Annotated in this window: 13 protein-coding genes; 7 read left to right on the top strand and 6 right to left on the bottom strand. The window is 32.6% G+C overall.

What is annotated here, in order from left to right; translation table 11 throughout:
- Nucleotides 1–292: 292 nt before the first annotated feature.
- A complete protein-coding gene (locus AC6EI0_RS00360; protein ID WP_498522572.1) occupies nt 293–1006 on the bottom strand; it encodes an SDR family NAD(P)-dependent oxidoreductase in 714 nt (237 codons plus the stop codon).
- Nucleotides 1003–2289, bottom strand: a complete 1287-nt coding sequence (crtL, locus tag AC6EI0_RS00365) for a lycopene beta cyclase (RefSeq protein ID WP_498522573.1) — start codon at nt 2287–2289, stop codon at nt 1003–1005. The genes AC6EI0_RS00360 and crtL overlap by 4 nt, the downstream gene beginning before the upstream one ends.
- Before the next feature lie 293 nt (nt 2290–2582).
- Here crtL and AC6EI0_RS00370 point away from each other — a divergent pair, with 293 nt between their 5' ends.
- Nucleotides 2583–3605 carry an SDR family NAD(P)-dependent oxidoreductase gene (locus AC6EI0_RS00370; protein WP_498522574.1) on the top strand — a complete coding sequence of 341 codons (1023 nt, stop codon included), beginning with the start codon at nt 2583–2585 and terminating at the stop codon, nt 3603–3605.
- Nucleotides 3606–3612: 7 nt separating this feature from the next.
- Here the strand turns inward: AC6EI0_RS00370 and AC6EI0_RS00375 are convergent, their stop codons facing one another.
- Nucleotides 3613–4629: a mechanosensitive ion channel family protein gene (locus AC6EI0_RS00375; protein WP_498522575.1), complete on the bottom strand. Its 1017-nt coding sequence runs from the start codon at nt 4627–4629 to the stop codon at nt 3613–3615.
- A 66-nt stretch (nt 4630–4695) separates the two neighbouring features.
- Nucleotides 4696–5304 (bottom strand): isochorismatase family protein, encoded by a 609-nt coding sequence (locus AC6EI0_RS00380; protein ID WP_498522576.1) that lies wholly within the window; start codon nt 5302–5304, stop codon nt 4696–4698.
- Nucleotides 5305–5439: 135 nt separating this feature from the next.
- Between AC6EI0_RS00380 and AC6EI0_RS00385 the strand changes: the two genes are divergently transcribed.
- Complete coding sequence (locus AC6EI0_RS00385; RefSeq protein ID WP_498523553.1) at nt 5440–5907, top strand: Fur family transcriptional regulator; 468 nt, start codon at nt 5440–5442, stop codon at nt 5905–5907.
- Between the two features lie 8 nt (nt 5908–5915).
- Here the strand turns inward: AC6EI0_RS00385 and arsS are convergent, their stop codons facing one another.
- Nucleotides 5916–6860 carry an arsenosugar biosynthesis radical SAM (seleno)protein ArsS gene (arsS, locus tag AC6EI0_RS00390; RefSeq protein ID WP_498522577.1) on the bottom strand — a complete coding sequence of 315 codons (945 nt, stop codon included), beginning with the start codon at nt 6858–6860 and terminating at the stop codon, nt 5916–5918.
- Between the two features lie 79 nt (nt 6861–6939).
- Nucleotides 6940–8139, bottom strand: a complete 1200-nt coding sequence (stpA, locus tag AC6EI0_RS00395; RefSeq protein WP_498522578.1) for a glucosylglycerol 3-phosphatase — start codon at nt 8137–8139, stop codon at nt 6940–6942.
- Nucleotides 8140–8301: 162 nt separating this feature from the next.
- Between stpA and AC6EI0_RS00400 the strand changes: the two genes are divergently transcribed.
- From AC6EI0_RS00400 to AC6EI0_RS00420, 5 genes are read left to right on the top strand one after another with little or no spacing between them, the layout of a single operon-like run.
- Nucleotides 8302–9843 (top strand): DUF8648 domain-containing protein, encoded by a 1542-nt coding sequence (locus AC6EI0_RS00400; RefSeq protein ID WP_498522579.1) that lies wholly within the window; start codon nt 8302–8304, stop codon nt 9841–9843.
- A gap of 9 nt (nt 9844–9852) precedes the next feature.
- Nucleotides 9853–11016 (top strand): phosphotransferase, encoded by a 1164-nt coding sequence (locus tag AC6EI0_RS00405; protein WP_498522580.1) that lies wholly within the window; start codon nt 9853–9855, stop codon nt 11014–11016.
- Between the two features lie 55 nt (nt 11017–11071).
- Nucleotides 11072–11767 (top strand): hypothetical protein, encoded by a 696-nt coding sequence (locus tag AC6EI0_RS00410; RefSeq protein ID WP_498522581.1) that lies wholly within the window; start codon nt 11072–11074, stop codon nt 11765–11767.
- A 53-nt stretch (nt 11768–11820) separates the two neighbouring features.
- The gene (locus AC6EI0_RS00415) at nt 11821–13146 is read left to right on the top strand and encodes an O-acetylhomoserine aminocarboxypropyltransferase/cysteine synthase family protein (protein WP_498523554.1); all 1326 of its coding nucleotides are present in this window, start codon (nt 11821–11823) and stop codon (nt 13144–13146) included.
- A gap of 21 nt (nt 13147–13167) precedes the next feature.
- Nucleotides 13168–14061 (top strand): homoserine O-succinyltransferase, encoded by an 894-nt coding sequence (locus AC6EI0_RS00420; RefSeq protein ID WP_498462477.1) that lies wholly within the window; start codon nt 13168–13170, stop codon nt 14059–14061.
- The last annotated feature ends 3 nt before the right edge of the window (nt 14062–14064 follow it).

Below are 14064 nucleotides of genomic sequence, written 5' to 3' on the forward strand. Positions count from 1 at the left end.
CTAAGGTTCTATAGAAAATATGAACATTTCTGATTACCTTCAGTTTTTAGAACCAATACAAGAACAGCTTAATAAGGTCTACTCTATCGCTTCTTTGGCTATTACTGTTTTGCTATGTTTGTGGCTTTTTAATTTTATAGTTGGTCTCATACAACGAACATATTCTGTAGGTAAAGCAATTGGAAGTTTTTATAGAAATTACTTTCATAAGTATCTCCGTAAGGCAATTCTGGGAGTCTTGAACACATTCAAGAAAACTACTAATCCTATTTAGTTAAAGAAACCTTTTGCTCTAAATTGCTTTTTCAAGTTGACAATTTATGGCGATTTCAAAGGGAACAGCACTATTTGGTAAATCAAGTAAATTTGAACATATATTTGCAATATCATTTGCTTGGGTCATATCTTTTTTCGGAAAATGATTTATTTCTTTAGCCATGTCTGTATTTACCCATCCTGGGCAAATAGCAGTAACTCTAATACCTTTTTCCCATCCTTCATTTCGCATTGTTTGGCATAGACTCATTAAAGCGAATTTGCTCATTGAATAACCAGCCAAGTCGCCTTTTGAACGTTTTCCACTCATCGACACCAATACAATTATTCGTCCTGAATTATTTCTTGATAAGTACTTCCATGAATTTTTTGTTAATATCCAAGGTCCCATTACATTAACTTTCCATAAATTTTCAATATCTTCCATATCATTATCATTAAAAATAAGACTTGTTCTTTTAAAAATTCCTGCGCAATGAATTATAGTGTCAATATTTTTAAAAATTTTTACTGTTCTTTCTATCCATTCCTTTGATGAATTTTCATTTGTTGCATCGTAGCTGTTTATAATCAATCTATTTGATTTATTTAATTTTGGGTCTAATTTTGTTTTGATTAAATCTTCTTTCTTTCTTACTCCTAAGCTTATGTAGTGTCCTTCCTTAAGTAATTTTAAAGCTATCGCTTTACCTATTCCTCTACTTGATCCACTTATAAGAATCTTTCTCATTTATTATTAATTAGTAATGCTTTGAATAATAAATTCAATTCTCTACCATGCATGTTCATCAAGCCTTGTTTGATAGACCAAGGTGATTTTCTAAACATTTTCCACATAGCAGATATTAATTCTTTAAGGCTAAGTGTATTTGTAAGGAATCCATACCATTGTTTATTAGGCAAACTAAAAAACTCAACAAAAAATCCTCTGAGTAACTTCTCTTCAAATCGCATTAATTTTTCTAATCCAAATTTATAAATAGCCTGCTTTCTTCTAAGTTCCGATGGCCATAATACTTGCCAGCCTTTCTTAGCGAGTGAGGCTGAGGATGCTTTTTGATCTTTCATTGCCAATGAAAGGGCTTTGGCAACTTTAGGAGCCCTTCTTAAAAGACTGCCAACCATATATCCCGATGCAGGATGAACCATTCCAGCAGAACCTCCAAAGCCAAGGACCGGTTGCGTTAAGTCTGGGATAGGCATGTTCATTGGCAAATATGATCCATGCTCTTCATGCTCAAGACTTTTTATTTTTATACCTCTGGTCTCTAATCTTTTTTCCAGTCTTCTTTTTAACTCATCAAGTGAGACTGGTGGGAAAAGACCTAGGGATGTTTCTTCTAAGAAAAACTTTCCATCTCCCATGTCCATAGCGTACAAAAATGTTGGAGCTTGTTTTCTTTCTTCTGGATCCAAATGGTCACAACGATAATCCATTAGTACAAATTGACCTTCTTCAACGGGTGGGGTATTGAATTCTCCTACAATTCCATAACAAGTTTGAACTGCTACTGGCCCTTGGTTAGGAGCTTTAATAAAAACTGGTTTGTAACCCGTTGCGTCAATTACTAACCGAGCATTTAGTTCTTTACCATTAGAAGTCTTAACTGTGCTAATTAAATGATTGGTTTCTAAGTTGATTGCTGATCCTTTATGCCATTCTATTTCAGCTTTATTGCATTGTTGTAACCAATACGCTTGTAATTTATTTTTATCAAAAAGACCATAATCTCGATTGTGCTTTGTAACTTCATTTTTCTTCGAATTTGGATCTTTGTCGCCTTCTCCAAAATAACTAATGGTGTTAATCCATCGATGTTCTAGCAAATGACTTAGTCCAAGCTCGTCAACCTCTTCACCCCAAATACCATACGTGAAGGGCCATGGCTCCTTTGGAGATTGTTCCGATAAGATTTGAACATTTAAGTTTTCACTTGCTAATGCTGCCGCAATTGATAGTGCACCTGGGCCTGAACCTAGTATTAGAGCATCTTTTAATGCACTAGTCTTCATGGTTCCTCTTGAGGAACATTGCCGTTTGGTTGGAGTCGAAAAATAGAGGTTAAATTCTTGTAATAATATTTAGTTATTTGTTTGCCTCCTTGAATTTCCACTTTAATCACCTCTGCCTATAGAATCAACAATAGCTGGTGATGGCATTAACAATGAATAGTATTAATGTTTTTTATCAACTTAATGATTTTATTTTGTTTTTAAGTATCTATGAAGACTTTTTGATTAAAAATTGAACTAATAAACAATTGAATTTAAATCCAAAATCATTTAAATATTAAAACTACAAATTTATGGCAAGTAAATCAGACGATTTGAAAAAGTATAAACCTTTAACTATTTTCATCACCGGTGGCTCATCAGGTATTGGTTATCAAGCAGCTTTAAAATTAATTTCTCTTGGCCATAATCTAATTTTACCATGCAAAAATATTTATAGAGCGAATGAATTATTAACTAATATTTTTAATCAATTTCCAGCTAAATTATCTAGAAAAGGAGAAATTTATACTCCTGTAATGGATCTTTCTGATTTGAAAAGTATTGACTCTCTATGTTTAGAAATTAAGAAAAGACGATTGAAGATCGATATTCTAATTATGAATGCGGGCCTTCAATATACAGGATCAAAAAAACCTAGATGGTCAACTCAGGGAATGGAATTAACTTTTGCGGTTAATCATTTATCACATTTCTATCTCACACAAAAGATTTTCCCATTAATAGATAAAAGTAATAATCCAAAAATAATTGTTACCTCATCAGAGGTTCATAATCCTAACAGTGGTGGAGGGAGAGTAGGAGCTAGGGCCAGCTTAGGAAACTTAGAAGGATTAGCATTAGGTGCTGGATTTGAAATGATTGATGGAAGTAAATTTAATGCTGATAAAGCATATAAGGATAGTAAATTGTGTAATATTCTTTTTTCAAAAAAATTAAGTAGTAATTTGAGAAATAAAAACTTATCAATCCCAGTGATTGCTTGGGCTCCAGGTTTAGTTATCTCTAGAGATAGTCAAGGTTTTTTTAGGTATAGTAGAAAATATAATCAACTAGGTCAGGTATTATTTGCTTTTTTAGCCAGAGATATTTTAAGAATAACTACCTCAAACAAACAAGCAGGGTTACTTCTGTGTCATTTGACTTGTTCAACTAAATATAATAAACCTGGTTTCAATTACTATAGTAATAAAATTGTTTCATCAGGTAAATTTATTTTTGAGAAGACCAATATAAGTAATGATGCCCAAAGAGAAGATTTAGCTGATAAATTATGGGAATTATCTAAATTAATAATTGATAAAAAACTTAGATAATTACACTTTATTTATTAACATGAATTGTTTGGGTTGGGTATGCAAAGCTAATATTTTCAAGTTGGAACTTCTTCATTATTTTTAGATTAATCTCCTGTTGAGCTGACATTGCTTGAAGATAATCACTTGTGGGAATGTAATAAACAAGTTCAAAATCAAGACTGCTATTAGCGAATTCGATAAAATGACATCGATCGAAGATTGCATTTTCAGTATTGTCAACGATACTTTTGATCATTTCAGGTATGTTTTTTGTTTGTTCGTATGTGGTTTCATATACCACCCCCAATTTATGAACCAGTCTTCTTTTCTTCATCTCAGCATAATTTGAGATTACTCCATTCGTGAGTCTGCTATTACTCATAACTATTGCTTCTCCATTAATACTCCTTAAACGTGTTGATCTAACACCTACGCTCTCAACTTTTGCCCAAATTCCATCAATATGTATAAACTGACCACTTTGAAATGGTTTGTCAAGGAGGATAGTTATGTATTCGAAGAATTCTTGAACGGGTTCCTTTAAGGCGAGTCCCGCACCTATACCCCCTGCACTTAATAGAGCCCAAATAGCTGCCATTTGTACGCCCATATTTTGAAGATAAAAAATTACTCCTAGACTCCAAACAGATGCACCAACCATTGGACTGAGAGAACGAATCATTTCACTGATAGATTGATCATTGATCTTGGACGCCCATCTTTGAATTATTTTTAAGAAGACTCTATTTACAAATCTGACTACATATATAAGGCATAAAAACTTGCTTATTCCAATCAATGTCTTGTCTACTATTCCACCAATGAGTAAAACTTTCCATGCGACAATGAAACTTAAGATAAAGCCTAAAGGCTTAATAGTTTCAATTAAAAGAGTAGCTATGTAGTCATCTGTTTTGCTTTGTGTCGCAGAGGTTATTTTCCTTAAAACCTTTTTTAGTACTTTTGGACTTACTAGGGAAATAATGCAACCTACACTAAAAGTAAGTAATGAGATAATTATGTTTTTATAAAAATCATCCATGATGTCAGTTTACTTTTATTTCAGATTGCCTGAAAAAAAATTTTTGTCTAGCTATTTTCTTATTATTTAATTTGAAAATGAATTTTTTAAAATTTTACTAATCTCCCTAAATTCTTTTCTATTAGAGCTCTTACATAATTCACATATTAGACTTTCAGTCGTTGATGCAACTGCTCCAGAAGATATGAGGCGTAAAAAAGCAGTATCATTATCTATATCACTTCTACTCCCAATAGCATCTCTTGGGATAATGATGTTAAACCCTTGTGATAAAAGATCAATCGATGTTTGTAGAATACATATATGACTCTCAATTCCACAAACTATTATATTTTTAAAATCATATTTTTTAATGTAATTTATAAACCGATCGTTCTTGCTACAACTGAATTCCATTTTTTCAAATTTAGGATATTTATTGTTTTCTAAAACTGATTCTAAAGTCATGCCTAGCTTTAATGGATTTTGTTCAGTAATGGCGATACGAACATTTAGTAAATTGCATGCATCTATTAGTTTTTTTATGTTAAATATTAGTAGTTGATTCCCTTTAATATTATTAATAAGCTTTTCTTGCATATCCATAATAAGTAGTAATGTTTCATCCTCTAAGATTACTTTCCTATTATTATTTAATCTATTTAAGGGAGGAGTCTTTCTTGAAAACTGATCCATTTTAGGATATTTTTGTATAAATTAAATATAAATCATTCTCTAAAAAATAGACATCATTTACAACTAAAACACTTTGTTGCATATCATTTGTGTTGCAGGCGGTTCTCATTACGCTAAGCTATTGAGAAAATAAAGCTGATATTGATTTCTCCTCCTTCCTCTTATCGTACTCATCCTTCTCCTTTTGAATCGGGCCTTCGATCAGATGGTAAAAGAATGACTCCTCAAAGGAAAAAAGTTCTTTCTTTATTTGAGGAGATCGGATCCGGAATACATCTCAGCGCGGAGGAGGTGCATTCCAAGCTGACAACTTCTGGGGAAAAAGTTTCTCTTGCGACTATTTACAGAACTTTAAGACTTTTGGTCAAGATGACTTTTCTTAATGAACTTGATTTAAGTGAGGGCGGAAATAGGTTTGAATTGCTTAGTCACGATCATCCCGATCATCATCATTTGATTTGTATTCGCTGTGGCAGGACAGAAGAGTTTGAAAATAATGAAGTTATTAATGCTGGTAAAGCAGCAGCTAAAAATTTTGGATTTAAATTATTAGAATCATCGCTAAATGTAAGAGCATTATGTCCGATGTGTCTTAACAAATAAACCTTTTCTTAAGTTAATTCTCCTCCACAACTAGAACCAGCTCCAGCAGTACAGCCAAAACAATGATTTCCTATTGAAATAGGATTGTTCTTCAATGAAACCAATGGAATTAATAGATCACCCAAGTGCTTTATTTCACCATCTCTCCTCATCCCAAGTTGTTGGTTGAAATCACAATCATATAGATAACCTTCCCAATCAACACTCAATGTTGTCCTACACATTACTGAACCAAGGTTGACGGGGTTATGATTATCTTTAAGTAATTTATTATATTCGTTTAGTTTTCCAATTAGTTGTAAGTATTTTTCGTATCTATTAATTGGCATATTCGCTAAAACAAATAAATTTGAAAAAAAAATACCGTGCCTTTCTTTAAGTTCTCTTCTATAAGTATCTTCTAGTTCTATTTGTGATGGTGGAAGTTGTGGGCCGCCGGGATTATAAACAAGATTCAAAACTAGATCACTACCTTTAATACCGTATCCATAAGAATTAAGCTGTTTAAGACCTAATATGCTTTTTTTAAAAACACCTTTTCCCCTTTGTTTGTCAACATTTTCTTCGAGATAACAAGGAAGGGATGCTGTTATTTGAACTTTATTTGATGATAAAAAACTTGCTAAGTTTTCATGATCTGGTTCTGTAAGTATTGTTAAATTACATCTGTCCATCACTTCAACATTAAGACTACGAACTTCTTTGACTAATTGTTTAAATTTAGGATGCAGCTCGGGCGCTCCTCCGGTAATATCTAATAGCTTAATGTTATTAGCTTTTATAACTTTCGGGATAAGTTCTATAATATCATCACTCATCATTTCTGTCCTGCTTGGGCTGGCATCAACGTGACAATGACTACAAGCTTGATTACATTTATATCCTATATTTATTTGTAAAGTATCGAGATTATCTCTTTTGATTTTTGGGAACTTTGTTTTAGTTATTACCATAAATAAATATATATATGATTAATATCTATTTACATTATAGCTTGAATCTTTATTTGTGTGAAAATATTTTATTGATAATCTAGAATTTGCTAGCTAATTGTCTAAACCATTTTATATATTCTTGTGGACCATCATTGATAATCATATTAAATTTTAAATCATCACTAGGGTCACTAATGCCTTTCATGTCAGTTCCATTAACTCTTGGTCTTGATACTTGATCATTACAGCTGTTGACAAATATAACTTGATTATCTTTCTTATATGATTCTCCTAGCCGTTGTATCAAGGTTAAGAAGCCTCTGTCACTTCCACCTCTTAACCATGAATTTTTTTTATCATCTTTGACGGAAGTAACTGTATCACCAATACCTACTAGCAGAGGCATTTGATCACGAGGAATTTTATCTCTGCATAGGTCTATTAATTTATTAAGTGACTTTGGAGCATTTCTAACATTGAAGCTTGCGCCAAAAGGATAGACACCTGTTTTGTTTGAAATATATTTATTTAATAACAATAAAAGACCTGCCTCTTTTATTGCACCCTTGATAATAAATTGTATATCTGTCGTTCCGAAATCATTCTGAGACGCATATTTCATAATTTCTTTTCCATTTTTTACACCTAAGTTTGGCATTAAATGCAGATGAAAAGAGTTTTCTAATCCAATACTTTTAGAATCTTCTAGTAAATTATTCATTATTTTTTCCATAACCAATTGCAAACTTTTTACTTTTTTTAAATCATTTTTAACCAAGGTAAAGATTTCATTGAAATTAAGAGTGGGAGTGAAACGTGTATCACATACAGCTACATCAATTAATTTGGTTCTTAAGTCATTTGAAAGATTTGGTAAAAATTTCTTTAGTTCATTAGTTAACATTAATCGCATCATCTTTGGCACTTTTGTTAAAAAATCAATCTCATTATCATTAAGCCCTGGATAGGATGAATTGCTAAATCTATCTTGAAACTCAACTCCACAGGCCGCTAGACCGGGTAAGTATAAGCCATTTTCTTTTGCTTTAGTTCTTGAATTAAGTGCCTTTTCTACTAAACGATTAACACCTCTTCTACCCTCATGCTCGCCACAGGTTAGTACTGAAAACTTCTCTCTTAATTTTGAAACGTCCTCCACATATTCTTTTTCGATCTTTCTTTTTAGAGGGTCTTGAACAAGGGGTATACATACCCCGTCAAGATCCTGAACTATTAGAATATTTTCTTCATTTGTTATTGTGTTGATAATTTCTTCTTTTGGTTTACTAATATTCATAAAAGAAGCTTTAAAATTTTGTTTAGTATATTTCAAATAAATATACTCTTTCTTGTAGTTCTTATCCTTAAATAAGTATATAGATATATATTCAGTATTATAAAAACTCTTTTTTAAAAATTTCTTCTTTTTGTATATAATGAAATTGAATGCAAATAAACTGTGTTTGAGAAGGATTTAACTAATAGCTTCTTTACTGAACCTTATTCAAGTGAGCCTATAGCTAAAAGAATTAGTGAGGTTTTGAACGGAAAAGTTGGATTTTATAGCGTTGGTTTATATCCTGCCTCTCTTGCCTATAATTGTGCATTGCATAAGCAAGGATTAAACATTCTTTTAGCTCCTAGAGAAGGAAGAGAACTCTTTGGGGCTTTCTCTGATGTTGATCTTTCAGAAATGGATAACGGTATAAAAACTAAAATTGAATCTATGGCAGTTTCCAATGTTGATAATTCCGGAAAATATAATACTCTTGAAGATTTAATAATTAACTGTGAATTGGTTGTTTTAGGCTCAAATAGTAAGCATATAATAAACGATGTTGATTTAGCATTTAAGCTTAGAAAAAGGCTTAATCGAGATAATGTTTTAATTGCATGCTTGGTTGGATCATTTTGTCATGATGAAGAAAAGAATGAATCTTTTGTATTGTGTGAAAAACTCAATAATTTAGCTTTCTTTTCTGGCTTCCATCGACACGGCGCTCTTCGAAATCCATTAGATAGTTTTACTGCTAATTTTTGTCATCCAGATGCTATGAATGCAATATTAGGTTCAAAATTATTAAATAAAATTTCCCCAAACATCCAAGTTTCTGCAGGTGTTCATAACGTAGAAGGTCAATATATAAAAGCTGCTAAAAATATATCTTCTATTTTAGCTGGCTTTGGTCATGCTTTTCATAAGAATAATCCTGGATTGCTTCCAACTTTATTAACTCTTTTATTAGATCAATGCCTAGATCAGGCTGCTTATGTTTCTATGCGTCGCTCTGATAGAGAGAAGTTATATACAAAACAACCTTTCCCAATTACAGAGCTTGGATATATCGTCCAACGTATAGATGCATCTTTCCTTAAGGATGGGGACTTCGTCCCGGTAAGAGATCATACTTTTAGTCAGTTGACAGCTATGGTTGCTGATGTCAGAGGGAGCATGATGTTGCCTGTTAGTGGTAATCCAACAAGGAACTTTCAGGCTGGGGAAGTCCTTGCTGAGAGGATGATTGAGTTAAAAAGATGTCCAAAAGGGGTAGATGAGTTTATAGAATGGTGCGAAAAATCTGGTCTTAAACGTGGAGCTTTAGAAGGAATAAATTCTTTAAATTATTGGCCACATATCTTGAGGAAATATGAAATACCTTTAAGTAATTCTTCAATGATAAATCTTTTATATATGTGTATTATGGGACCTGCTGTGATTAAAAAAGATATTTTTACTGTCATGACAAAGAGTCCTGAATTGACTAATTATTGTCAAGAATCTGTTAAGTCATTTCAGAGTAAGAAGATATCTGATTCGCTAGATAATTTCCATTTGAAAACTTCTATTGATTTTATAACTAAGTCACTTACTGATGAGAGTCGACTATTTTTTGATTTTAATTCGATTGATTTGTATGATACATTTAAGTCAGAAAATAAGTCAATTTATAACAAGGTCATTGATTATATTGAAACTAACTTAATAGAAACTGATTTATAACTAAATTCTATGGATTATCAAAAAATAATACTGATTACAAATAATTTTTTCAATAATAGTAAAGTGTTAAAGATAGATTTGATAGATTTTGGGCTTATCAATAAAACCTATATTATTCATCATTCTATAGATGGGGTAAAGTCTAAATTTATTTTACAGTGCCTAAGTAATATATTTGAATCGCATGAGATAGTTAATATGAACCATAAATTAATAACAGATCACATTAGAAAAAATATTAATAGAAATTATCTTGATTTTGATTGTCAAAGATGGGAGGTTCCAGCCTTGATTAGTTGTAGAGATAATAACCTTCTTGCGTTCCAATTTGGTTCTGAATTTTGGCGAGCAATGTTATATATAGATGATACTTATAGCTTAGATACTTTAGAAGATAAAAAAATGGCTTATCAAGCTGGTCTTGGCCTTGCTAAGTTTCATATAAATTGCTCTGATCTGGATTCTTCAAAATTAGGAATTAGTATAAAAAATTTCCATAATACTAAGTACTATATAGATCAGTATATGATAAATCTTAAAGATTATAACTTTCTCAAGTTAGATTATAAAGTTAATAAAAGGGTTCAAAAATTAATTTTTAGTCTATCTAATCACATATTATATGCTACTTCAGTTCTAAGATCTATAGAGAAAAAATCAATAGATCCTGCCGTTATACATGGTGATCCTAAACTTAGTAATTTTCTTTTTGATATTAACTCAAAATATGTTGTTTCTTTGATTGATCTAGATACTGTCTCTTCTGGTTATCTTCTTACTGATTTGGCTGACTGTATTCGTTCAATTTGTAATCTAGCAGGCGGAGATCCAGAAAATATAGAGAATGTATGCTTTGATATTAATGCTTGTAAGTATTTTCTTGAAGGATATTTCTCAGTATCAAATCAAAACGGTAATCACTATTTTGAATTCCTTCCCGAATTTATTTATTTGATCATAATTGAATTATCAATTAGATTTTTGAACGACTTTTTGCAATCAAATACGTACTTTAAAATAAAATACCAAACTCAAAATCTATATAGAGCAGAGGTTCAATACAGATTACTTTCAAGTTTAGTTGCGCAAATTCCTATTTTGTCAAATTTACTTCATGAAATTGGGATTTTCGCAAACCAAACTTTTGTCTCAGATGTACAAAAAATTGTTTAGGGTTTTCACATACCCCATCTTGTCACTAAAGTAAAAATGATATCTATTTTTTCTTGTGGCAAAGGAATTAACCCATAGGGCTGATGAGCTTAAACAGTTAGGTTGGAATCAGGAAGATTTGTATAAATATATTGAATTATGGGATTACAGACAAAGGTGGGGCTCTATCAATTTAGAGAGAGAAGATAGATTGTTTCTGAGAAAAGCAGAATCTTTATTACCTGAAATTTCTAAAAACAAAGTTTCAGTTAAAAAACCTCTCAAGGAAAAGTCATATTATTGTTGGATTCAGTTTTTCTTGAATGAAATGAATAAGTTTGAGTTAAATGAAGATCTTGATGAGGGTATGAGAGGGGTTTGGCCAATTTTTCTAGAAGAGGAACTCCGTGTTATTGATTATTTTGAGCCAGTACTAGGCTTGCCAGATACTATAAAAGCTAAATTAATTGGTCCTATTAGAGAGGATTTAGTCAAAACAGCTTTGGAAATATTTAAAGACTCATTTATCACCAAACAATTTGATTTCCAAGGTGCTTTGGCTAGTGCAAAATCAAGTGGTGAAAACGCTAGTTGGAGATCACTCCGAGATGGTGATCATGAAGGCAATCAAGATTATCAAATTCTAGATAAAGCAAATGTTCTTGAATTTCGTAAAATAGTGAATGAAAAACTTTTAACATTTATTAAAGATAATTTACCATCACTAGCCGAGTCGGATAAATCTTTACCTCCTAATGATTGGATTAATTAAGTAGGCATTTTTCGACTTATGTGGCTAAAAAGAAAATAGAGATAATTAATTCTTTGACTTCCCAACGTTTTGAAACGCTTCAATTGCATGCAGGCCAAGTGCCAGATCCTGCTACCAACTCAAGGGCGGTTCCTATCTATCAGACAAGTTCATATGTTTTTAACGATGTTGATCATGGTGCGAACTTATTCGGCTTAAAGGAATTCGGAAATATCTATACCCGTTTGATGAATCCTACAACTGATGTTTTTGAGAAAAGAATTGCTGCTCTTGAGGGAGGAGTCGCTGCTTTAGCTACAGCATCGGGACAGTCTGCACAATTTATCGCAATTACCAATTTCCTTACTGCAGGAGATAGTTTTGTATCAACTTCGTTTTTGTATGGAGGTAGTTATAACCAATTTAAAGTCCAATTCCCACGCTTAGGAATTAATGTCAAGTTTGCTGATGGGGATGATGCCGAGAGCTTTGAAGAACAAATTGATTCATCTACAAAAGCAATCTATGTGGAATCAATGGGGAATCCTAGATTTAATATCCCTGATTTTGAGGGACTTTCGAAGTTAGCAAAATCGAAAAACATACCTTTAATTGTTGATAACACTCTTGGAGCTGCTGGGGCTTTGATCCGTCCTATTGAGCATGGGGCTGATGTGGTTGTTCAAAGTGCTACAAAATGGATAGGAGGTCATGGCACTAGCCTTGGAGGCGTAATTGTTGATGCAGGAACTTTTGATTGGGGAAATGGAAAATACCCTTTAATGAGTCAACCCAGTGCGGCTTATCATGGTTTAGTTCATTGGGATGCTTTTGGATTTGGTAGTGATATTTGCGGAATGCTTGGAGTCCCTGCCGATCGAAATATTGCTTTTGCTTTAAGAGCCAGACTTGAGGGGTTAAGAGATTGGGGGCCTGCAATTAGTCCTTTTAACTCGTTTTTATTACTTCAAGGATTAGAAACTTTAAGTTTAAGAATAGAAAGACATTGTTCTAATGCTCTTTCATTGGCTAAGTGGTTAGAGGATCATTCAAAAGTTGATAATGTTAGTTATCCAGGATTGCCTAACGACAAATACCATTCAAGAGCCTCTACTTATACGACCAATAGAGGAAAAGGTTCCATGTTGATTTTCTCTCTGAAAGGTGGCTTTGATGATGCTGTAACTTTTATAAATTCTTTGAAACTTTCTAGTCATTTAGCAAATGTAGGCGATGCTAAAACATTAGTAATTCATCCTGCTTCAACAACTCATCAACAATTATCTCCTGAGGAACAGTTGTCTGCAGGCGTTACTCCTACTATGGTAAGGGTATCAGTTGGAATTGAGCATATTGACGATATTTTAGATGACTTTGAGCAGGCCTTAAATTTAATTTAACTTCAAAGTAGTTATATAGATATGGCTTTAATACTTCCACGTAGTTATCATAAAATATCCTCAATTGAAAAAAATCATATTTCATGGATTGAGCCCGAACTAGCAGAAAGGCAGGATATTAGACCTCTTAGGATTGGGATATTAAATATTATGCCATTGGGAAAACAATATGAATTTAATTTATTGCACCCCTTGGGACTTTCTCCTCTGCAAATAGAACCTATTTGGATAAGGTTAAAATCCCATTCATATAAAACATGGGATTTAGAACATCTAAAAAACTTATATGTCTATTGGGAGGAGGCAATGTCACCAATGCCTCTCGATGGCTTGATTATTACTGGAGCTCCTGTGGAGCATCTCCCTTTCGAAAAGGTTAATTATTGGAAAGAATTAGTAAGTCTAATCGAGGAATCAAAATTAAAATGTGCAAGTACCCTAGGGTTATGTTGGGCTGGTTTCGCAATGGCATATATGGCTGGAGTTGAGAAAAATAATTTTAATAAAAAGCTATTTGGTGTATACCCAATGAGGAGTCTTGTGCCTGGCCATTCTTTAATGGGTACACAAGATGATGAGTTTCTTTGCCCACAAAGTAGACATGCTGGCTTGTCAGATATTGAAATGGAAAAAGCAGAAAAGAATGGCAAGCTTAGATTATTGGCCCATGGGGAAAAAGTAGGTTATACAATTTTTGAAACACCTGACCAAAGGCAATTAATGCATTTGGGGCATCCAGAATATAATGTTGATAGATTGAAATCTGAGATGGAAAGAGATAAAAAAAGAGGTGATGTCCCTCCTCCAGAAAACTTTGATTTGACTAAATCAAACACTTCGTGGCGATCACATAGAAACTTATTATTTCAACAATGGTTGTGGTTCTGTTATCAACGTGTAAGCCTAAGTATTTGACTT

This window comes from Prochlorococcus sp. G5PB11, from assembly GCF_059772425.1.

Coding starts and splice junctions, on each gene's coding strand:
- AC6EI0_RS00360 (WP_498522572.1), bottom strand. CDS start 1,006: ATGAGAAAGATTCTTATAAGTGGATCAAGTAGAGGAATAGGTAAAGCG.
- crtL (WP_498522573.1), bottom strand. CDS start 2,289: ATGAAGACTAGTGCATTAAAAGATGCTCTAATACTAGGTTCAGGCCCA.
- AC6EI0_RS00370 (WP_498522574.1), top strand. CDS start 2,583: ATGGCAAGTAAATCAGACGATTTGAAAAAGTATAAACCTTTAACTATT.
- AC6EI0_RS00375 (WP_498522575.1), bottom strand. CDS start 4,629: ATGGATGATTTTTATAAAAACATAATTATCTCATTACTTACTTTTAGT.
- AC6EI0_RS00380 (WP_498522576.1), bottom strand. CDS start 5,304: ATGGATCAGTTTTCAAGAAAGACTCCTCCCTTAAATAGATTAAATAAT.
- arsS (WP_498522577.1), bottom strand. CDS start 6,860: ATGGTAATAACTAAAACAAAGTTCCCAAAAATCAAAAGAGATAATCTC.
- stpA (WP_498522578.1), bottom strand. CDS start 8,139: ATGAATATTAGTAAACCAAAAGAAGAAATTATCAACACAATAACAAAT.
- AC6EI0_RS00405 (WP_498522580.1), top strand. CDS start 9,853: ATGGATTATCAAAAAATAATACTGATTACAAATAATTTTTTCAATAAT.
- AC6EI0_RS00420 (WP_498462477.1), top strand. CDS start 13,168: ATGGCTTTAATACTTCCACGTAGTTATCATAAAATATCCTCAATTGAA.